At 72.5% G+C, this 19,594-nt stretch carries 20 protein-coding genes; 10 read left to right on the plus strand and 10 right to left on the minus strand.

What is annotated here, in order from left to right; translation table 11 throughout:
* Positions 1-4: 4 nt before the first annotated feature.
* Positions 5-1,645 (minus strand): metallophosphoesterase family protein, encoded by a 1,641-nt coding sequence (locus tag IEV65_RS13555; RefSeq protein ID WP_188431682.1) that lies wholly within the window; start codon positions 1,643-1,645, stop codon positions 5-7.
* 117 nt (positions 1,646-1,762) lie between these two features.
* Here IEV65_RS13555 and IEV65_RS13560 point away from each other — a divergent pair, with 117 nt between their 5' ends.
* Genes IEV65_RS13560 through IEV65_RS13575 form a run of 4 tightly spaced genes read left to right on the plus strand, consistent with a single transcriptional unit; the run spans position 1,763 to position 4,986 of the window.
* Positions 1,763-2,599, plus strand: coding sequence for a hypothetical protein (locus IEV65_RS13560; protein ID WP_188431684.1), 837 nt, complete (start codon positions 1,763-1,765; stop codon positions 2,597-2,599).
* Positions 2,599-4,023 (plus strand): hypothetical protein, encoded by a 1,425-nt coding sequence (locus IEV65_RS13565; protein ID WP_188431686.1) that lies wholly within the window; start codon positions 2,599-2,601, stop codon positions 4,021-4,023. The genes IEV65_RS13560 and IEV65_RS13565 overlap by 1 nt, the downstream gene beginning before the upstream one ends.
* Positions 4,024-4,036: 13 nt before the next feature.
* Complete coding sequence (locus IEV65_RS13570; protein ID WP_188431688.1) at positions 4,037-4,309, plus strand: hypothetical protein; 273 nt, start codon at positions 4,037-4,039, stop codon at positions 4,307-4,309.
* Entirely contained in the window at positions 4,306-4,986 is a 681-nt protein-coding gene (locus IEV65_RS13575) for a hypothetical protein (RefSeq protein WP_188431690.1), read from the plus strand. The genes IEV65_RS13570 and IEV65_RS13575 overlap by 4 nt, the downstream gene beginning before the upstream one ends.
* Here IEV65_RS13575 and IEV65_RS13580 read toward each other — a convergent pair.
* Positions 4,967-5,416 carry a DUF3093 family protein gene (locus IEV65_RS13580; RefSeq protein WP_188431692.1) on the minus strand — a complete coding sequence of 150 codons (450 nt, stop codon included), beginning with the start codon at positions 5,414-5,416 and terminating at the stop codon, positions 4,967-4,969. The two genes, IEV65_RS13575 and IEV65_RS13580, sit on opposite strands and share 20 nt — an antisense overlap.
* Positions 5,417-5,478: 62 nt before the next feature.
* Here IEV65_RS13580 and IEV65_RS13585 point away from each other — a divergent pair, with 62 nt between their 5' ends.
* Positions 5,479-5,994 (plus strand): NUDIX hydrolase, encoded by a 516-nt coding sequence (locus tag IEV65_RS13585; protein ID WP_188431694.1) that lies wholly within the window; start codon positions 5,479-5,481, stop codon positions 5,992-5,994.
* A 169-nt stretch (positions 5,995-6,163) separates the two neighbouring features.
* On the opposite strand, the gene IEV65_RS13590 is transcribed toward IEV65_RS13585, so the two are convergent.
* The 6 genes from IEV65_RS13590 to IEV65_RS13615 form a co-directional block, all read right to left on the minus strand.
* Positions 6,164-7,150: an NAD(P)H-quinone oxidoreductase gene (locus IEV65_RS13590; protein ID WP_188431696.1), complete on the minus strand. Its 987-nt coding sequence runs from the start codon at positions 7,148-7,150 to the stop codon at positions 6,164-6,166.
* A 10-nt stretch (positions 7,151-7,160) separates the two neighbouring features.
* Positions 7,161-7,910, minus strand: a complete 750-nt coding sequence (locus IEV65_RS13595; protein ID WP_229735290.1) for a sulfite exporter TauE/SafE family protein — start codon at positions 7,908-7,910, stop codon at positions 7,161-7,163.
* The gene (locus IEV65_RS13600) at positions 7,911-9,419 is read right to left on the minus strand and encodes a tripartite tricarboxylate transporter permease (RefSeq protein WP_188431698.1); all 1,509 of its coding nucleotides are present in this window, start codon (positions 9,417-9,419) and stop codon (positions 7,911-7,913) included. It abuts the gene before it with no gap.
* Between the two features lies 1 nt (position 9,420).
* Entirely contained in the window at positions 9,421-10,002 is a 582-nt protein-coding gene (locus IEV65_RS13605; protein ID WP_188431699.1) for a tripartite tricarboxylate transporter TctB family protein, read from the minus strand.
* A complete protein-coding gene (locus tag IEV65_RS13610; RefSeq protein WP_188431701.1) occupies positions 9,995-10,999 on the minus strand; it encodes a tripartite tricarboxylate transporter substrate-binding protein in 1,005 nt (334 codons plus the stop codon). Before IEV65_RS13610 ends, IEV65_RS13605 begins: the two co-directional genes overlap by 8 nt.
* Before the next feature lie 252 nt (positions 11,000-11,251).
* Entirely contained in the window at positions 11,252-12,028 is a 777-nt protein-coding gene (locus IEV65_RS13615; protein WP_188431703.1) for an IclR family transcriptional regulator, read from the minus strand.
* Between the two features lie 101 nt (positions 12,029-12,129).
* On the opposite strand from IEV65_RS13615, the gene hutH reads away from it, so the two are divergent.
* The 4 genes from hutH to IEV65_RS13635 all read left to right on the plus strand — a co-directional run bounded on the left by hutH (position 12,130) and on the right by IEV65_RS13635 (position 17,445).
* Complete coding sequence (hutH, locus tag IEV65_RS13620) at positions 12,130-13,716, plus strand: histidine ammonia-lyase (RefSeq protein WP_188431705.1); 1,587 nt, start codon at positions 12,130-12,132, stop codon at positions 13,714-13,716.
* Between the two features lie 72 nt (positions 13,717-13,788).
* Positions 13,789-15,453, plus strand: coding sequence for a urocanate hydratase (gene hutU / locus IEV65_RS13625; RefSeq protein WP_188431707.1), 1,665 nt, complete (start codon positions 13,789-13,791; stop codon positions 15,451-15,453).
* 89 nt (positions 15,454-15,542) lie between these two features.
* The gene (locus tag IEV65_RS13630) at positions 15,543-16,817 is read left to right on the plus strand and encodes a YjiH family protein (protein WP_188431964.1); all 1,275 of its coding nucleotides are present in this window, start codon (positions 15,543-15,545) and stop codon (positions 16,815-16,817) included.
* Between the two features lie 91 nt (positions 16,818-16,908).
* Positions 16,909-17,445 (plus strand): Uma2 family endonuclease, encoded by a 537-nt coding sequence (locus IEV65_RS13635; RefSeq protein ID WP_229735307.1) that lies wholly within the window; start codon positions 16,909-16,911, stop codon positions 17,443-17,445.
* Between the two features lie 62 nt (positions 17,446-17,507).
* On the opposite strand, the gene IEV65_RS13640 is transcribed toward IEV65_RS13635, so the two are convergent.
* Together IEV65_RS13640 and IEV65_RS13645 are read right to left on the minus strand one after the other, a co-directional pair.
* Entirely contained in the window at positions 17,508-17,900 is a 393-nt protein-coding gene (locus tag IEV65_RS13640; protein ID WP_188431711.1) for a hypothetical protein, read from the minus strand.
* Complete coding sequence (locus tag IEV65_RS13645; protein WP_188431713.1) at positions 17,897-18,484, minus strand: TetR/AcrR family transcriptional regulator; 588 nt, start codon at positions 18,482-18,484, stop codon at positions 17,897-17,899. Before IEV65_RS13645 ends, IEV65_RS13640 begins: the two co-directional genes overlap by 4 nt.
* Before the next feature lie 215 nt (positions 18,485-18,699).
* On the opposite strand from IEV65_RS13645, the gene IEV65_RS13650 reads away from it, so the two are divergent.
* The gene (locus IEV65_RS13650; protein ID WP_188431715.1) at positions 18,700-19,593 is read left to right on the plus strand and encodes a DMT family transporter; all 894 of its coding nucleotides are present in this window, start codon (positions 18,700-18,702) and stop codon (positions 19,591-19,593) included.
* Position 19,594: the final 1 nt, after the last annotated feature.

Here is a 19,594-nt window from a genome sequence, read left to right on the forward strand (position 1 = left end):
GCCGTCAGGGCACGGTGGTGACCGACGAGTCGTCGCCGGTCGTCCCGCCCAGCGGCGGGCCGCTGGAGAGCGGACCGACGGTCAGGCCGAGCTCAGGTCCGCAGGTGCGGCCCTCGGGCACGTCCGGCTGGAGGGTCCGGCCGTTGAGGACGCTGACATCGTCGTACTGCGGGCGCCCGGACACCAGGTTACGGTAGCTGAACCGCGTGAGGCTGAGCAGCGAGCAGTCCTGGCCGACGGTGAGGATGTCGAAGGCGTAGGGGTTGCCCTCGAGCTCACCGCGCGTCTCCGGGTCCTCGGCGGCGGCCTCACGCGCCTCCTCGGTCAGCGGCGGCAGCTGGAACTGGTTGACGAGGCCGCCCCCGGTGAACGAGCCCACCTGCACGTGCTCTCGTTCAAGGGCCGGGACGTGCATGTGCCCGTTGACGGTGATGGCGCCGGTGGTGACCCGGTGCGCGGCGTAGGGCTGGTGGGTGACGACAAGGTCGGTCGGCTCCAGACCGTCCTGGGCAGCCCCGAAGCGCTCGGCCGCCGAGACCTGCTCCCCGCCGTAGTCCTCGCTGCGCTGGTTGTACCAGCGGACGTCGTTGAAACCGCTGAGCGAGACGCCGTTGACCTCGACGCGGTTGAACTGTCCCGCAGTCGGCTCGAGCAGCACCACGTTGGGCACCCGCGCCATCCGCCGCAGCAGACCCTCGTCCGTCGCGGAGAACGCGTCGTGGTTGCCGCGAACGAAGATGTAGGGCACGCCCAGGCTCTCGATCCCGTCGTACATCCCGGTCAGCTCGCCCTCGCGCGCCTGCCCGAAGTTGATGAGGTCGCCGGCGTCGATGACCGCGTCGATGTCCTCCGAGGCGATGACCTGACGCATGAGCGGGTACTGGTTCATCCCGTGGATGTCGCTGACCAGCAGGAAGCGCGCGGCCTCGGGCTGCTGCGCCACCGCGGAGGTGAACTCCTCACGCACCGCGTCGGAGAGCGCGAGCAGGTTGGTGACGTAGATCGCGCCCTGGTCGGCCTTGCGGTCGAGGTCGTCCAGGATGCTCGCGTTGGTCTGGACCAGCGACAGGAGCGAGGTCGCGCGGTACTCCGCGACGCGGTCGGTGCGGTAGGTCAGGGAGGCCGCCCCGCCCGACCCGGCCAGCGCCAGCCCCGTCGCCAGCCCCGACGCCACGACGACCTGACGGGCGTGGTGGGGGCGGGAGACGGCATACGCGAGGAGGGCGAGCAGGGAGGTGCCGAGGGCACCGGCGGCGAACTTCCACGCCACCTCGCGCACCGCGCCGTCCATGGCCGCCCGCAGCTCGGCCCGGTCGGGCTGGAGGTCGGCGCTGCGCAGGCGCCCCGAGCGGAGCAGGTCGGTCACCTCGTCGCGCACCTGCACCTGTGCGGTCAGCCCGGGCGCGGGCAGGGGGCCGTCGAAGGTGATGATCACGTCGCCGACGACCGTGGGCAGCTCGACCGTCGAGTCCAGCCTCGGCGTGACCGCGACGTCGGCCGAGAAGTAGCGCGTCTGCGCGTGCACCGGCCACAGCTGGGTCGCGGAGACGCCCCCGAGGAAGGCGACGAGGGCGAGCAGCCCCACGACGAGACCCCGCCGCAGGCCGAGGGCGACGGTCGTCGGGATGCGCTCACGGATGCCCATCACGGCCCACCCTAACGAGCCCCGTGACTACTCCGGGTGGGACCGTCCCGGAGCCGGTAGGGTGGCGCAGGGTGTCGGGGGAGGACTGGCGCCGTCTTCACCACCGGGAGGAAGCACATGGCACGGCTTGACGAGGTACGCCAGCGGATCGAGGTCACCGAGAGGGAGCTGGAGGCCCTGCGGGAGATCAACCACGGGGCCGCGGTCAGCGACAGCGAGGCAGGTCGACGGGTGCGCGAGAGCGGCCTGGTCGTCGAGCACGACGGCACGGAGGCGGTCCACCCGCTCGTGCTCGACCTCGTGCAGGCGGTGCACGAGCCGCTGCTGCAGGTGCTGGTCGAGGTCGCCGGGCCGCAGGGTCCGACCGTGGCGACGGTCGCCGTGCACGGCGAGACGATGTGGTACACCGACCCGTGGCCCGGGGAGACCCGCGACGCCACGGTCTACCACCGGGACGAGCTGACCCAGCTGGTGTTCCTCATGGCCCGCCTCACCGGTCTGCGGCGGCACGAGGTCCCCGCGGCCGCCAGGCCGTTCAGCGTCCCGCTCGGGGCGGTCGACGCGGTGCTCGGCGCCATGGCGGTCGACGCCGAGGCGTGGGACTCGGTGCGCACGGTCGTGACCGCGAAGTTCGACACCTACTTCGACGGCCTGCCCGACGAGGACGCCCACCTGGTCATGGCCACGCTGGCGCACCTGCGCAGCAGCCACCGGGTCACCGTGGTCTGGGGGCCGGAGGTCTCGGACTGCGCCGGGGTCGCGGTGTGGGACTGCGGCGACGGTGGCTACTGGGTCCGCGAGAGCCCGGCCGAGCCGCTGCGGCGCGAGGACGTCACCCCGGAGACGGTCGCCACCTTCCGTCCCGTCCGGGCCGCGGAGGTCTGGACGCTGTATGCCGGTCTGCTCCCCGGCTCCTCGCAGCTGCGTGAGGCGGTCACGAGGGCGGCCGGCTGATGGGGGTCAAGGTCGACCCGGACGTGCTGGCCGCCACCGTGGTCGCCCTCGACACCGCGGCGCGTGAGCTGCCCGGGCTGCTGAGCCGGGCCCGTGACCTGGACGCGGCCGGCGACGTCGCCCGCCTCGCCCCGGTGGAGGGCTGGGCCACCGACACCTCTCGCGAGATCACCAAGCGGATCGGCATCGTCGACAAGATCAACGGCGCCACCGTGACGATCGGCGGCGTGACGATGTCCCGCGAGCTGGCGACCGAGATCGCCGGCGGGCAGACGCCGATCGACGACGCGATGATCGCCGTGGCGCTCGCCGACCCCGACGACCGCAGGTGGCAGAACACCGACCCCGCCAACCTCAAGGAGCTCTTCGAGCAGCTCCAGGCCGACGCGATCCGGCGCCTCGCGGGGATGGCCAACCAGGAGCAGGCGGAGGCGCTCGTCGAGGCCTTCGGGCTGGTCAACGACGTCGCGCAGGTGGGTTACGTCAGCGTGTCCTCGATGGCCGCGATCTTCCAGGTGGGCGGGCCGGCGCTGGCCAACCTGCTCGCGCGGTCGCGGATCGTCACCCCGGCCCTCGACGCGCTCGCCACGGTCAACGAGGGCTCGCGGGCCGCCTGGGCCAACCGCATCAGCTCGGCGCTGAACACGCTCGACGACTACTACCTGCGGGGGCGCACGCAGTTCAAGTACCCCGGCGCCTTCGTGCCCAACACCGCCGGGCGGGTCCTGACGACGATCACCCCGATCACCGAGAACTTCGACGACTGGGTCGCTCGCATGGCCAGCCGGACCCAGCCGTACCAGGTCCAGGGGGTGCAGCGGTCCACCCTGCTGGCCCGCTTCCTGCAGTCCCAGACCGGGACCCGGGCGACGACGTGGGTGAGCGGCATCCTCAGCACCACCAGCGGGGGGCAGCTCGCCACGCGGCTGTCCGCGATCACCAACGGCGTCCTGGGCCGGGCCTGGACCAACCCGACGACCGGGGCGACCTATGTCCGCGGCGCGGGCAACATGCTCTCGATGGCCAACCAGAGCGGGGTGCGCACCATGCTCTCCTCCGCCGGCGCGCTGCGCGTCGCGGGCGCGGCAGGCAGCGCGTTCGCCACTGTGGACGGGGTCGTCGGCCTGGTGAACAACTTCGACGAGCACCAGCAGATGTGGAACGAGGGAGGGGTCGAGGGCCGGGCGCACGTCGTCGGGGAGTATGCCGAGACGGCCTTCAACGCCTCCATGACGGCCGCCATGGTCGCGCCGAACCCGGTGACGCTGGGCCTGGTGGCCGTGACGGGCGTGGTCTGGGCCGGTGCCGAGGTCGTCGAGCACTGGGACGACATCACCGCCGCGGCCGACCAGGCCGCGGACTGGGCCGGCGACCGGCTCGAGGACGTCGCCGAGTCCGACCTCAACCCGATGAACTGGTTCTAGGACAGGAGCAGCCATGACCTCTGAACAGCTCTTTGCCCGTGCCCGCCAGCTCGAGACGCTCGCGGACGACGTCGAGACGGTCCTCGACGGCGTGAGCGCTACGGCGGCCAGTCCGCTCTGGGACTGCCCCCACGCCGACGACGTCCGCGGGCAGGTCTGGACCTACCGCAACGCCGCCCAGGCCGCGGCACGCGACCTGCGGCACCGGGCCGGCCGGGTCCGGGCCGACGCCTGGGCCGCCCAGGCCCGTGAGCGCGAGCTGGCCACGACCGGTGCGCCGCAGTGAGCCCGGGCGCCTCGCCGGGCGCTGACGTGTGGGACACGCTCCTGGCGGCCGGCTCGGCCACCACGACCTTCCTGGACCGGCGCACCTGGGACCGGCGCTCGACGGAGGAACCGGGGTCGCTGCCCCGGGGCTCGTACGACCTCGCCCAGGGACGCCTGGAGCTCGCGTGGGCCACCGGCCGCCAGCTCGTCGCGACCTGGCGCGGCGCGCCGGTCGCGAGCGGGCAGGCGCAGTTCCACGAGGCGCTGCCCTGGCCCTGGACCACGATGCCGCTGACGCTGGGCGGCGTGGAGGTCACCTGCGGGCGGGTGGCCGTCGAACCTACGCCGCGCAGCCCGCTGGTGGCGCACACCCAGCTCGTGGCGGCTCGTGAGGACGGCGGTGGCTCGTGGGTCTACCGGGTGGTGGGTCCGACGGTCCCCCGGCCGGTCAAGGAGCGCTCGGTCGGCACGCACCGCGCGCTCCTGGAGCGCGCCGACGGCACCGTCGTGGTCACGCACGACCTGCCGCCCCTGCTCGAGCAGGTGATGGCGGAGGGGTCGCGGACCACCGGCGTGAGCTGGGTGGAGGGCACTCGCCTGGCCGAGCTCGTGCTGGCGCTCATGTGGACGGCCGACGAGCTCTTCCGTGGGGTGGCGCCCCCGGCCTACCGGACGGCTAATCTCGACTTCTGGTGAGCGCGGCGCGCAGGGCCTCGGCCAGCTCCTCCGGCCGGTGGGTCGGGAAGCGGACCTGACCCCGGCCGTGCACGAAGGCGGCGACCGCCTTCATGCCCAGCGGCACGGCATACCCTCCGCCAGCCAGGTTGCCCCGCGGGGCGGGGTCCGGCTCGCCGGGGGCCCGGACGCTCGCCGGGTCGATCGAGGAGAGCGGGATCCTGTCGCGGCCGACGACCAGGTGGGTGTCGGTGATCCGCAGACCGGAGTAGTGGTTGGTCGACCACATCGCGATGGCGGCCGGGACGGCGACCACCCCGACGATCGCCAGCGCCAGGCCGTCGAGGGTGCCCAGGCGCAGCCGGACGAGGTAGAGACCGAGCAGGATCAGGGCGGCGAGGACGAGCCAGGCGACGGGACCGACGGGCTTCTCTCGATACGTAGGCGACACGGTGCCTCATCGTGCCATGCGGTGGCCGGGCCGGTGCCAGGTCGATGTGGTTGGGTGGACGGATGGACACGGGCACGCTGCGCCGCAAGCTGGGGACGGCTGCGCTGCTGGCCTTCCGGGGGATCCCGACGCCGCTGAAGCGCCACGTGGTGCGGCTGGCCTCGCCCAGCTACACCGCCGGCGCCGTGTGCGTCCTGGAGCATGCCGGCGAGATCCTCGTGCTGTGGCAGCCGCACCGGGCGGGCTGGAGCCTGCCCGGCGGGTTCATGGGCAAGGGCGAGACGCCCGAGGACGCCGTGCGCAGGGAGGTGGCCGAGGAGATCGGGATCGAGGTCGACCCCGGCGACGTCGTGGCCGTGCAGGTCGACGTGGAGCGGCAGGGCATCGACGTGATCTTCCGGGTGCCGCTCGAGGCCAGGCCCGTGCTGGGGCTCGCGACCGAGGCCAGGAAAGCGATGTGGGTGGCGCCTGCCGAGCTCGATGAGGCCGACCGCAGCACCGTCGGCATCCTCGCGGCGATCCAGGCCGCGGACCAGCCGCGCCGACCGGGGCGGCTGCTGCGGGACGCCGGCCGGTAGGCGCAACGGCCGGACCGGACAGGCGCAACGGCCGCACCGGACAGGCGCAACGGCCGGACCGGACAGGCGCAACGGCCGGACCGGACAGGCGCAACGGCCGCACCGGACAGGCGCAACGGCCGCACCGGACAGGCGCAACGGCCGGACCGGACAGGCGCAACGGCCACGGTCAGGCGGGGCCCACGTCGAGGAGGATCTTGCCGACGTGTCCGGAGGCCTCCATCTCCCGATGGGCGTCGGCGGCCCGGTCGAGCGGGTAGCGGGACTGGATGACGGTGCGCACCCGTCCGTCCTCGAGCCACGGCCACACCCGCTCGCGGACCTCGGCCACGATCCCGGCCTTGCCGTCCGCCGGTCGGGAGCGCAGCGACGTGGCGATGACCCGCGCGCGTTTGCTCAGCAGCGTCCCGAGGTCCAGCTCGGCCCGCCGTCCGCCGAGGAGCCCGATGACGACGAGCCGGCCGTCCGGGGCCAGCGCGTCGACGTTGCGGGTTAGGTACTTCGCACCGACCACGTCGAGGATCACGTCGGCTCCCCGGCCATCGGTCGCCGCCCGCACCTCCTCGACGAAGTCCTGCTCGCGGTAGTTCACGAGCACGTCCGCGCCGAGCTCACGGCACGCGTCGAGCTTGTCCTCGCTGCCCGCGGTCACGACGACCCGCGCCCCCAGCGCCGAGGCGACCTGGATCGCCATGGTGCCGATGCCGCTCGAACCGCCGTGCAGCAGCACGGTCTCGCCGTCGCGCAGGCCGGCCTCGCTCACCAGGTTGCTCCAGACCGTGCACGCCACCTCCGGCAGTGCCGCGGCATCGGCCAGGGGTATGCCGTGCGGCACCGGCAGGAGCTGCCCCGCGGGGACGGCGACGTGCTCGGCATACCCGCCGCCGGTGAGGAGCGCGCAGACCTCGTCGCCGACGGACCAGCCGTTCACCCCGGGGCCGAGCGCGGCCACCCGGCCGCTCACCTCGAGCCCCGGCAGCGGGCTGGCGCCGGGCGGCGGCGGGTAGAAGCCTTTCCGCTGCTGCACGTCGGCGCGGTTGACGCCGGCCGCGACGACGTCGACGATGACCTCACCCTCGCCGGGGGTGGGGGCGGGGACGTCCACGGGCACGAGGACCTCGGCCTCGCCCGGCTCTCGGATCTCGATGGCGCGCATGAGCACAACGCTAGGCGAGGCTCAGCAGCCCGCGCACCAGGGCGGCGCAGGCGCCGGCGGTGGCCAGCACCAGCGCCGTGCGTGCCGCGGCGCGGGCCGAGAGTCGCCTCGCCACCGGCCTGCCCAGGAGGACGCCGAGCACCGCGGCTGCCGCCAGGGCTGGCCAGATCACCACAGGCAGCACCCCCGGCGCGGGTGCGGCGCCGAGCAGTCCCTTGGTGAGCAGCGAGGTCAGGTTGGCGGTGAGGAAGACCGGTTGCAGGGTGGCGCGGAAGGCGCGGTGCTCCCACCGGGTGGCCAGCGAGTAGGCCGTCATCGCCGGTGCGGCGACGCCTGAGGTGGTGTTCATGAAGCCGGCGGCCAGGCCGGCGACCACGGAGGTGCCGGGCAGCGTGATCTCGGTGCGCCTGGCCAGCACGCCGCCGGCGACGAGGGCGAGGAGCACCGAACCTCCCACCAGCACGTCGAGCCAGGCGGCCGGCGTCGAGCGGACGGCGAGGGCGCCCAGCACCGAGCCCACGACGATGAGCGGCGCGAGCGCGGCATACCGGCGCCAGTCGACGTGGTGCCGCAGGTCGCGGAGCACGAGCAGGGCGACGGCCACGGCAGCCATGTTGCTGGTCGTCACCCCGGCGACCGGGCCCAGCAGCAGGGTCAGCAGCGGGGCCGCGACCATGCCGAGCCCCATCCCCGCCGTCCTCTGCAGGAGCGCGCCCAGGCACACGGTGCCGCACATCAGGAGCAGCACCTCGAGCGGCACCTACTCCTCCTCGGCGAAGACCACCTCGCGCTTGCGGCGGATCGTCGGCAGGACCGCGATCACCAGGGCCACGAGGGCCAGCCCCAGGAGCGTCGCGGAGATCGGGCGGGTGAGGAAGGTCATCGGGTCGCCACGGCTGATGATCAGCGCGCGACGGAGGTACTCCTCCAGGAACGGGCCGAGGACGAAGCCGAGCAGCAGCGGGACCGGCTCGCAGCCAGCGCGGATGAGCAGGTAGCCGATGAGGCCGAAGACCACGATCCCCAGGACCTCGTAGATGTTGCCGCGGATCGAGTAGCAGCCGATGCAGGCGAAGACGACGATGGCCGGGAAGAGCACCCAGTAGGGCACCTGCAGCATCTTGACCCACATCCCGATCAGGGGGAGGTTGAGCAGCACCAGCAGGAAGTTGCCGATCCACATCGAGGCGATGAGCCCCCAGACCAGCTCCGGCTCGTCCTGGATGACCGAAGGACCGAGGGCGATGCCCTGCAGGATGAGGGCGCCCGCGATCATGGCCATGACGCCGTTCGCCGGCAGGCCCAGGGTCAGGAGGGGTATGAAGCTCGTCTGCGCCGCGGCGTTGTTGGCGGCCTCGGGTCCGGCGACGCCGGCGATCGCACCGTGGCCGAACTCCTTGGGGTTCCTGGAGACCTTCTTCTCCAGGGCGTAGGAGCCGAACGACGCGAGCACGTGACCGCCGCCGGGCAGCACGCCGAGGATCGATCCCAGCACGGTGCCGCGGGTGGCGGGCGCCACGGACCGGCGCAGGTCCTCGCGCCCCGGCCACAGGCCCTTGATGGCGCCGACGATCCGGCCGCTGTGCTGGGGGTCGTGCAGGTTGCGCAGGATCTCGGCGACGCCGAACAGGCCGACGGCCACCGAGACGAAGTTGAACCCGGCGTCAAGGTCGGGGATGCCGAAGGTGAAGCGAGCCGTGTTGGTGAAGCCGTCGCGGCCGACGGTGCTGAGCAGGATGCCCAGGACGATCATCGCCAGCGCCTTGAGCGGTGAGCCGCTGGCCAGGGCGATCGAGACGATGAGGCCGAGCACCACGACGGAGAACAGCTCGGCCTGCCCGAACTTCAGCGCCACCGCCGTGAGCGGCGGGGCGGCGACGGCGATCGCCACCGTGGCCACGGTGCCGGCGGCGAAGGAGGAGAGGGCGGCGATGGCCAGGGCGGTCCCGGCCTTGCCCTGGCGAGCAAGCTGGTGTCCGTCCAGGGCGGTGACCGCCGAGGACGACTCTCCCGGAAGGTTGATCAGGATCGCGGTGGTGGAACCGCCATACTGCGCGCCGTAGTAGATGCCGGCGAGCATGATGATGGCGGTGACCGGCTCGTCGAAGCCGAAGGTGATCGGCAGCAGCATCGCCACCGTGGCCGTCGGGCCGATGCCCGGGAGCACGCCGACCGCTGTGCCCAGCGCGACGCCGAGCAGGCAGAAGAGGAGGTTCTTGAGCTGGAACGCGGTCGTCAGGCCCAGGATGAGGTTGTCGAAGAGGTCCACGTCAGCCCCCCAACCACTCGCCCAGCAACGGCAGTCGTTGCTGGAGTCCCAGGACGAAGATCAACCACGATGCGACGGTCAGCCCGGCGGCCGGCGCGAGAGCCTGCACCGCCGTCGTCCCGGGGCGGGCGTAGGAGGCGAGCAGAGAGGTGCCGAAGACGGAGAGGAACAGCCCGAGGCCCTCGAAGGTCAGCGCGAAGAAGAGCACCGCGGCCAGCACGAGGACCGTAGGCCGCCACTGCAGCCGCCCGAACTCACGGGGTGCGCCCTGCGGGTCGCTGACGCCGGCGAGATCCGCCGTGCGGTCGGGACCGACGAACGCCTTGACGATCACGCCGACGCCGAGGGCGCACAGCACGAGCCCGACGCTCAGCGGGACGTAGCCCGGGCCCATCTTCAGCAGGGTGCCCATCTCGTACTGCAGCGAGCCGAGGGCGAAGGCGAGCCCGAGGAGCACGAAGATGATGCCCGCGGCGAGGTCCGCGGAGGACCAGGTGCGCTGCCGTGCCCCCTCCGACGGGTCGACGTTCGTCGGCCCGTCGGAGGAGGACGCGGCGGGGGTGCCGGCGCTGATGTCAGCCACCGGCCGGCAGGATCCCCGCCCAGAGCTCGGTCTGCTCCTTGAGCTTGGCCGAGTGCGCCTCCGGGGTGGCCTGGTCCTCGGCCACCGGTGCGGTGCCGAGCTTGGCCATCTCGTCGATGACCGTCTGGTCCTTGAGCGCGGCCTGGAGCGCCTCGGTCAGCTTCGCGACGACGTCGTCAGGAGTCTCCGCCGGCACGTAGAGGCCGTGCCACACGCTGACCTCCAGGTCCAGTCCCGACTCCTGCGCCGTCGGGAGGTCCGAGAGCGACTCGACACGCTCTGGCGTGGTCACCGCGTAGGCCTTGACGCTGCCGTCCTTGATCTGGCTGGAGGTGTTGGTCGTCTGGTCGCACATGAGGTCGACCTGTCCGCCCACCAGCTCGGTCATGGCCGGGCCTGTCCCGTCGTAGGGCACCTCGTTGAACGTCACGCCCAGCGCGTCCTGCAGCAGCAGGCCGCAGAGGTTGGAGGCCGAGCCGACACCGGCGTGGGCGAGGTTGACCGAGTCGGCATTCTCCTTGAGATAGGTGATGAGGTCCTTGGCGTCGGTCGCCTCGAAGTCCTTGCGGGCGATGATCGTCATCGGCACCTCGGTCACCAGCCCGACGGTCTTGAAGTCGGTCTGCGGGTCGTAGGCGAGGTCCTCGTAGAGCGTCGGCGCGGTGGACATGCCGATGTGGTGCATGAGGACGGTGTAGCCGTCGGGGTCGGCCTGAGCGGCCTCGGCGCCACCGACGGTGCCGCCGGCGCCCTCGACGTTCTCGACGAGGACCTGCACCTCCAGCGCCTCGCCCATAGGCTCGGCGATGAGGCGGGTCACGGTGTCCGTGGGGCCGCCGGCGGAGAAGGGCACGATCATCGAGATGTCGTCCTCGGGGAAGGAAGCGGCGTCGCCGCCCTCGCCCCCGCCGTCGCCGCAGGCGGTGAGGGTCAGGAGCGCGGCTGCCGCGACAGCCCCGGCTCGAAGCGTGCGGGTGGGCCAGCTGCGAGGTGACATAAGGAGGCTCCGATCGTCGTCGACCTGGGGGAGCGAGGGTCGGCTCCCGTGGGAAGAAAGTACCCCCGTGCGGGCCGGTGCGCCAGAGATCGTCGCCGGTGGCGCGTGGATCGGTGCTGGTCAGCGACTCGGGGCCGGTCCGGCAGGAGCGCCTGTCCGGTGGGGCAGGAACGCCTGTCCGGTGGGGCAGGAACGCCTGTCCGGTGGGGCAGGAACGCCTGTCCGGTCTGGCAGGAACGCCTGTCCGGTCGGTCAGCGGGTCGTGGAGGTGCTGCGTCCGCCCAGCCGGCGCGAGATCTCCTCGGTGGTGCGCCGGACCTGGCGGACGATCTCCTCCCGGGCCTCCGGCGTCATCCGCCCGACCTCCGCGGTGACGGCGACGCCCGCCACCGGGTGACCGCCGTGGTCGAGCACGGGGGCGGCCACCGAGTTCAGGCCGGGCGTGACGTAGCCGGACTCCGCGGCATACCCCTGCGCCCGTGCCTGCGCCAGCAGGGGGTGCAGGGTGGTGAGCGAGGTCGGCCCCGCGCCGTGCCGCTGCACGAAGGCGTCGGGGGAGGGGAAGAGCGCGCGGACCTGCGCCGCGGGGAGCGCGGAGAGGATCGCCAGACCGGTCGCCGTCAACGACGCCGGCAGCCGCACGCCGACGTCGCTGACGAGCGAGGGCCGTCCGGCGACCCGCTCCTCGACGAGGTAGACGATGTCCCGGCCGTGGAGCACCGCCAGGTGGGCGTTCTCCTGGACGCTGTCGGCGAGGCGCCGCAGCACCGGCGCGGCCAGCCGCTGCAGCGGGCCGTGCCTCGAGTAGGCCGAGCCCAGCTCGAAGGCCGCCACGCCGAGGCCGTAGCGACGCTCCTCGGGCAGGTGCACGACGAAACCGCGCTCCACGAGCACGGTGAGGAGGTGGTAGGTCGTGGACCTTGGCAGCCCCAGCTCGCGCGCGATCGCGGCGGCCGGCTGGGGGGTCGCGTGGCGGGCGAGGAAGGTGAGCACGTCGAGCGCGTGGGCGGCGGCGCGTGCGTTGGCCATCCCTCAAGTATGGCGCAGGACGCGGGCGCGGTCTTGCATCTGAGACGGGACCCCCCTCCACGACGCACCACGAGGGCGCAGTATGCCCCGACAGTAGTGTCATGAGCCGCCTCCCCGAGCACGACACCCCCACCGAGGTCACCGTCGACGTCGGCCCCCTGAGCTTCGCCGACGTCGTGGCCGTCGCCCGCCACGGTGCCCCCGTCCGCCTCTCCGACGCCGCCGTCGAGGGCATCGCGGCGACCCGCCGGATCATCGAGGACCTCGCGAGCGACACCCAGCCGCACTACGGCATCTCCACGGGCTTCGGCGCCCTGGCCAACACCAGCATCCCGCCGGAGAAGCGCGCCCAGCTGCAGCGCAGCCTCGTCCGCAGCCACGCCGCGGGCTCCGGCCCCGAGGTCGAGCGCGAGGTGATCCGTGCGCTCATGCTGCTGCGCCTGTCGACCCTGGCCACCGGCCGCACCGGCGTCAAGGTCGAGACGGCGCAGGCGTATGCCGCGCTCCTCAACGCGGGCATCACCCCGGTCGTCAAGGAGTACGGCTCGCTCGGCTGCTCCGGTGACCTGGCCCCGCTGGCCCACTGCGCCCTCGCCGTCATGGGCGAGGGCATGGTCCGGGTCGGCGACGGCACCGACGGGACCGCCGGCGAGCTCGTGCCCGCCGCCCAGGCGCTCGCCGCGGCCGGGATCGCCCCGGTCCAGCTGGCCGAGAAGGAGGGCCTGGCCCTCATCAACGGCACCGACGGCATGCTCGGCATGCTGGTCCTGGCCCTGCACGACCTGCGGACCCTGCTGACCACCGCCGACATCGCCGCGGCGATGAGCGTCGAGGGACAGCTCGGCACCGACGACGTCTTCGCCGCCGACCTGCACGCCCTGCGCCCGCACCCGGGCCAGGCGCGCGCCGCCGAGAACATGCGCACGCTCATGGCGGGCAGCGCCATCCGCGAGAGCCACCGCACCGAGGCCTGCACCCGGGTGCAGGACGCCTACTCGCTGCGCTGCTCCCCGCAGGTCCACGGCTCGGTCCGCGACACCTGCGACCACGCCGAGGTCGTGGCCCAGCGCGAGCTGGCCGCCGCCGTCGACAACCCGGTGGTCACCCTGGACGGCCGCGTCGAGTCCAACGGCAACTTCCACGGCGCCCCCGTCGCCCACGTCCTGGACTTCCTGGCCGTGGTCACCGCCGACCTCGCGAGCATCTCCGAGCGGCGCACCGACCGGTTCCTGGACGTGGCCCGCAACCACGGCCTCCCGCCGTTCCTCGCGGACGACCCCGGCACCGACAGCGGCCACATGATCGCGCAGTACACCCAGGCCGCGATCGTCTCCGAGCTCAAGAGCCTCGCCGCCCCGGCGAGCGTGGACTCGATCCCGAGCTCGGCGATGCAGGAGGACCACGTCTCGATGGGCTGGAACGCCGCGCGCAAGCTGCGCAGGAGCGTCGACGGCCTCGGCCGGGTCCTCGCGATCGAGATCCTCACCGCGGCGCGCGCCCTCGACCTGCGCGCCCCGCTCGCCCCCGCCCCCGCGACGGCCGCCGTCGTCGCGCTGCTGCGGGAGTCCGGCGTCGAGGGCCCCGGCCCCGACCGCTACCTCTCCCCGGAGATCGAGAGCACCGTCGACCTCGTCCTCGACGGGCGCGTCCGCGCCGCCGCCGAGCGCGAGACCGGCCTGCTCAGCTGACCACCCGGCCCGCGCCACCCGGCGCTGGCCCCCTGCCCCAGCCCACGCCATACCCAGTCGAAGGAGACCACGATGGAAGGCGCACGACCCGTCCGCTCACCCCGCGGAACCACCCTGACCGCCCGGTCCTGGGCGACCGAGGCCCCCCTGCGGATGCTCATGAACAACCTCGACCCCGAGGTCGCCGAGCGTCCCGACGACCTCGTCGTCTACGGCGGCACCGGCCGCGCCGCGCGCGACTGGAAGAGCTTCGACGCGATGGTGCGCACCCTCACCACGCTCAAGCAGGACGAGACCATGCTCGTCCAGTCCGGGCGTCCGGTCGGCGTCATGCAGACGCACGAGTGGGCGCCGCGGGTGCTCATCGCCAACTCCAACCTCGTGCCCGACTGGGCCACCTGGCCGGAGTTCCGTCGCCTCGAGCAGCTCGGGCTGACGATGTACGGCCAGATGACCGCGGGTTCCTGGATCTACATCGGCAGCCAGGGCATCCTCCAGGGCACCTACGAGTGCTTCGCCGCGATCGGCGAGCGCAAGTTCGGCGGCACGCTCGCCGGCACCCTGACCCTCACCGGCGGCTGCGGCGGCATGGGCGGCGCCCAGCCCCTGGCCGTCACGCTCAACGGCGGCGTCTGCCTCATCGTCGACGTCGACCGCTCGCGCCTGCAGCGCAGGGTCGACCACGGCTACCTGGACGTGATCGCCGACTCCCTCGACGCCGGTGTCGAGCAGGCGCTGAAGGCGAAGGCCGAGCGGCGCGCGCTGTCGGTCGGCATCGAGGGCAACGCTGCGGAGATCTTCCCCGAGCTGCTGCGCCACGGCGTCGACATCGACATCGTCACCGACCAGACGTCGGCCCACGACCCGCTGTCCTACCTACCGGTCGGGGTGTCGGTGGACGAGTGGTTCGAGTATGCCGAGAAGAAGCCCGAGGAGTTCACCGACCGCGCCCAGGAGTCCATGGCCCGCCATGTGGAGGCCATGGTCGGCTTCCAGGACAAGGGCGTCGAGGTCTTCGACTACGGCAACAGCATCCGCGACGAGGCGCGCAAGGGCGGCTACGACCGCGCCTTCGACGTCGAGGGCTTCGTGCCGAAGTACATCCGCCCGCTGTTCTGCGAGGGCAAGGGTCCGTTCCGCTGGGCGGCGCTCTCGGGCGACCCCAAGGACATCTACGCCACCGACCAGGCCGTCATGGATCTCTTCCCCGACAACGACCGCCTGCAGAAGTGGCTGCGCGGCGCGCGGGACAAGGTCCACTTCGAGGGTCTGCCCGCCCGCATCTGCTGGCTCGGCTACGGGGAGCGCGACAAGGCCGGCGTGAGGTTCAACGACATGGTCGCCTCCGGCGAGCTGTCCGCGCCGATCGTCATCGGTCGCGACCACCTCGACTGCGGCTCCGTGGCCAGCCCCTACCGCGAGACCGAGGGGATGCTCGACGGGTCCGACGCGATCGCCGACTGGCCGCTGCTCAACGCCCTCGTCAACACGGCGTCGGGTGCCTCGTGGGTGTCGTTGCACCACGGCGGCGGTGTCGGGATCGGCCGGTCCCTGCACGCCGGCCAGGTCTCCCTCGCCGACGGCACGGACCTGGCCCGGATGAAGCTCGAGCGCGTGCTGACCAACGACCCGGGGATGGGCGTCATCCGCCACGTCGACGCCGGCTACCCAGAGGCCGAGCACGTCGCCCAGGAGCGCGGTGTGCGGGTGCCGATGCGAGAGGGGCAGGCGTCGTGAGCCGCAAGCACGCCGAGCACGAGGACGCCGGGCAGGAGCACCTCGCCGAGGTGATCGGCGACGAGCCCAGCACCGTCGGGAACCCGGGCATGTGGAAGTTCTTCGTCCTGTCCGCCATCGGGATCTTCATGTTCTTCGTGCCGATCACGATCGGCGAGAAGAACACCATCCCGCTCGACCACATGGTGAGCTGGCTGCGGGCCGAGATCCCGGCCGTGCTGCCCTACTACGCCCTCGCGCTCATCGCGGCGGGCGCGGCATACCCCTGGGTGTCCGGGACGTGGAAGCGCAACGTGACCACGACGGTCTTCTCGGTCCTGCGGGTCGTGGGCCTGGTCGTCGGGATCATGCTGGTCTTCAAGCTGGGCCCCGCCTGGCTGTTCGAGGACGACATGGGGCCGTTCCTGTTCAACGCCCTCGTGGTCCCCGTCGGCCTGCTCGTCCCGATCGGTGCGGTCTTCCTGGCGCTGCTGGTCGGCTACGGCCTGATGGAGTGGGTGGGCGTGATCGTGCGGCCGTTCATGGTGCCGGTCTTCAAGACGCCCGGCCGCTCCGCCGTGGACGCGGTGGCCAGCTTCGTCGGCTCCTACTCGCTGGCGCTGCTCATCACCAACCGCGTCTACCTCGAGGGCAAGTACAACCGGCGTGAGGCGCTGATCATCGCGACCGGCTTCTCGACGGTCTCGGCGACGTTCATGATCGTCGTGGCCAAGGCGCTGGACCTGATGGAGCACTGGACGCTCTACTTCTGGTCCACGCTCGTCATCACCTTCCTGGTGACGGCGGTGAGCGTGCGCGTCTGGCCGCTGAGCCGCGAGCCCGAGGAGTATGCCGAGGGCGCCACCCCTCAGCCCGAGGTCGACCACGAGGGCAGCCGGTGGGCGGCGGCCTGGCAGGCGGCCAAGGGCACGGTCGCGGCCGACCCCGGCGTGGGGCGCACCATCCTGGCCAACTTCAGGGACGGTCTGCTGATGGCGATGGCGATCCTGCCGTCGATCCTGTCGGTGGGTCTGATCGGTTTGGTCCTGGCCAAGTACACGCCCGTCTTTGACTGGCTGGGCTACCTCTTCTACCCGATCACCTGGGCGATGCAGATCCCTGAGCCGCTGCTCGTGGCCAAGGCCGCCGCGCTCGGCATCTCGGAGATGTTCCTGCCGGCCGCGCTGGTGACGGAGTCGGCGATGTCGGTGAAGTTCGTCGTCGCGGTGGTCTGCGTCTCGCAGGTGATCTTCTTCTCCGCGATGGTGCCGAGCCTGCTGGGCACCCAGATCCCGATCTCGATCCCGCGACTGCTGGTCATCTGGTTCGTCCGGGTGGCGATCAGCCTGATCCTGACCATCCCGCTGGCGCTCTGGCTCTTCTAGCGCCTGTGGACGGCTCCTGAGGGCGCTACCCCTCCTCGTGCAGGCTGGACGGCCTTGCACGGGGAGGGGCAGCATGGGAGTCGTGAGCAGCATGACCGAGGTCGGGGTCTACACGGTCGAGGACCTATACGCCTACCGCGAGGAGCGGGACGACATGACGATCCAGCTCATCGAGGGTGAGCTGATCGTGTCGCCGAGCCCGGGCGTGGCGCACCAGGTCGTGAGCAGCGAGCTCCACGTCCTCCTGGCTCGCGCCGTCCCTCGCCACCTGCGTGTCCTCGCCGCCCCCCTCGACCTGCTGGCGGGGGAACGCACCGTCGTGCAGCCCGACCTGGTGATCGTGCCCCGCTCTCTCGTCGAGGGCCCGGCGGTGGACGAGCCGCCGGTGCTCGCGGTCGAGATCCTGTCGCCGTCGAGCCGTCGCACCGACCTGGTCCGCAAGCCGGAGGTGCTGGCTCGCTTCGGCGTCGAGCACTACTGGGTGGTCGACCCCGTCAACCCCGCGATCCGGGTCTTCCGCCTCGTGGACGGCACGTACGTGTCAGGGCTGGTCGTGTCGGGCAAGGAGCTCTTCGAGACCGAGGTGCCCTTCCCGGTCAGCTTCCGCCCGGCCGACCTGGCGCGCTGACCCGCCGGAAACGTCCGCGACCGGCCAGCTATAACCGGCCGGTCATGCACGTTTCCGGCCGGTCAGCGCGTCGACGACCTGCCGCGCCACCTGCCGACCCACCTGCCGACGGCGAGGAGCACTCCGGACAGGGCCAGCAGGCCGAGGCCCGCGACCAGCCAGGGGACGGGGTCGAGCAGCTCGGAGCCGCCTCCGCCCGTGTCGGTCTCGTAGGTCACCCATCCCGGACCGCGCCGGTGGAGCCAGGCGACCCAGAGCAGCGGGAGCGCGGCGCCTGCGAGCACCAGCGGCCAGCCGGCCCCGCGGGTCACGATGCCGGCCGCCGCGAGGATGACGACGGCGCCGAGCAGGACGAACATGCCGATGCTCGGCAGGGACGCGACCCCGAATCCGAGGGCTGCCCCGCCGACGAGCCACAGCCAGAAGCCGGCGGCGCCGGTGCGCGGGATGCTCATGACCCGGCTCCTGCCAGCCGGCCGACCTTCTCCAGGTCGGTCAGGACGTCCTCCGTGCCTGCCCCGTCGCCGCGCAGGTCGCGCAGCAGCTCCAGGCCCAGGAAGCCCGCCACGACCGCGTGGGCGACCACCGCGGGGCGGACCGTGCTGCGCAGCGGACGGGGTATGAAGCGCTCGGCCACCTGCGCGACGAGCTCCTCCCACCGCCCGATGCGCTCGGCGACGCCCGCCGTGAGGTCGGGGCGGGCGGACGCCCCGGCCACCAGCTCGACGAGCACCCGCAGGTCGCCGGAGCGCACGTCCTCGGCGGCGATCCTGCGCCCGAGGCGGGCGAGCTGCCCGGGCGTGCGGGCCGCCAGGAGAGGCTCGCGGTAGGCCGCCATCCTCCGGTCGCTGACCTCGTCGAGCACCGCGAGGAGCAGCTCGGCCACCCCGTCGAAGTGGTAGAAGAGGCTGGCCTGCGAGCAGCCGGCCCGCGAGGCGACGGAGCGGGCGCTCGTCCGGGCGAATCCGTCCTCGACCAGCGTCTCGCGCGCGGCCGTGACGAGTGCGTCCCGCGTCGCCGCGCCCGCACGGTTCCCCACCTTCGCTTCTGCCGTGGCCATCGATGGTCACCTCCTGAACGGAGAATCTGAGCAGTTGCTCAAATCGTACGCCGGCCCGGGGGTGGGAGGCAACGGGTCGCGGGGAGGTGCGTCGGGGGAGGCGCGTCGGGGGGAGGTGCCGGGGAGGTGGGTCGGGGGGAGGTGCGTCGGGGGACGAGCGGCGAACGTGGCGGTGACGGCATACCCTCCCTCGTGTGCCGCCCGTCCTCCTGCTCGTGCTCGCGACCCTGTTCTGGGCGGGCAACTTCACGGTCGGCGAGGTGGCGGTGCGCTCGGTCGACCCGCTGTCGCTGACCTGGCTGCGGTGGACCCTGGCGGCGGTGCCGCTCCTGCTCGTCGCGCACGTCGTGGAGCGCCCCGATTGGCGCGCGGTGGCGCGGCGCTGGCCCGCGCTGCTCGCCCTGGGGGTGCTGGGGATGAGCGGCTACCCGATGCTGCTCTACGCCTCGCTGGAGCGCACCTCGGCGGTCAGCGCCTCGGTCATCAACGCCATCAACCCTGCCGTCATGGTGGTCCTGGCTGTGCTGGTCGGTATGGCGCGGGCCGGGTGGCGGACGTGGGCCGGGGTCGGCGTCGGTCTGCTGGGCGTGCTGCTCGTGCTCTCCCGCGGCGACCTGGGGGTGCTGCTCGCGCTGCGCCTCAACAGCGGCGACCTGATCATGCTCGTCGCGGTCGTGGTCTGGTCGGCCTACACCCTCGCCAGCCAGCGCCTGGGCCTGCCCGCCCTCAGCGCCACCGCCCTGCAGGTCCTGCTCGCGGCCCTCGTGCTCACGCCGTTCGCCCTCGCGGCCGGCGTGCTGCTGCCGCAGGACGGGCCGACGTGGGGGGCCGTGGCCTACATCGTGGTCTTCCCGTCGATCGGGGCCTACCTGTGCTGGAACCATGCCGTCCCCCGGGTGTCCCCCGGCGCGGCCGGCACCTCGATGAACCTCATCACCGTGTTCGTCATGCTCCTCGCCGCGTTCCTGGGTCGTCCCCCGACACCGGTGCAGGTCCTCGGTGCCGTGCTCGTCGTCGGGGGCGTGCTGCTCGCCACCCCACGCGGCGGCGGACGTGCACGGCATACCCCTCGGGGTGTGGCAGCGTGAG

The sequence above is a fragment of the Ornithinimicrobium tianjinense genome (genome assembly GCF_014636495.1).
Lineage (GTDB): Bacteria > Actinomycetota > Actinomycetes > Actinomycetales > Dermatophilaceae > Ornithinicoccus > Ornithinicoccus tianjinensis.

Coding starts and splice junctions, on each gene's coding strand:
- IEV65_RS13555 (WP_188431682.1), bottom strand. CDS start 1,645: ATGGGCATCCGTGAGCGCATCCCGACGACCGTCGCCCTCGGCCTGCGG.
- IEV65_RS13560 (WP_188431684.1), top strand. CDS start 1,763: ATGGCACGGCTTGACGAGGTACGCCAGCGGATCGAGGTCACCGAGAGG.
- IEV65_RS13565 (WP_188431686.1), top strand. CDS start 2,599: ATGGGGGTCAAGGTCGACCCGGACGTGCTGGCCGCCACCGTGGTCGCC.
- IEV65_RS13570 (WP_188431688.1), top strand. CDS start 4,037: ATGACCTCTGAACAGCTCTTTGCCCGTGCCCGCCAGCTCGAGACGCTC.
- IEV65_RS13585 (WP_188431694.1), top strand. CDS start 5,479: ATGGACACGGGCACGCTGCGCCGCAAGCTGGGGACGGCTGCGCTGCTG.
- IEV65_RS13590 (WP_188431696.1), bottom strand. CDS start 7,150: ATGCGCGCCATCGAGATCCGAGAGCCGGGCGAGGCCGAGGTCCTCGTG.
- IEV65_RS13610 (WP_188431701.1), bottom strand. CDS start 10,999: ATGTCACCTCGCAGCTGGCCCACCCGCACGCTTCGAGCCGGGGCTGTC.
- IEV65_RS13615 (WP_188431703.1), bottom strand. CDS start 12,028: ATGGCCAACGCACGCGCCGCCGCCCACGCGCTCGACGTGCTCACCTTC.
- hutH (WP_188431705.1), top strand. CDS start 12,130: ATGAGCCGCCTCCCCGAGCACGACACCCCCACCGAGGTCACCGTCGAC.
- hutU (WP_188431707.1), top strand. CDS start 13,789: ATGGAAGGCGCACGACCCGTCCGCTCACCCCGCGGAACCACCCTGACC.
- IEV65_RS13630 (WP_188431964.1), top strand. CDS start 15,543: ATGTGGAAGTTCTTCGTCCTGTCCGCCATCGGGATCTTCATGTTCTTC.
- IEV65_RS13635 (WP_229735307.1), top strand. CDS start 16,909: ATGACCGAGGTCGGGGTCTACACGGTCGAGGACCTATACGCCTACCGC.
- IEV65_RS13640 (WP_188431711.1), bottom strand. CDS start 17,900: ATGAGCATCCCGCGCACCGGCGCCGCCGGCTTCTGGCTGTGGCTCGTC.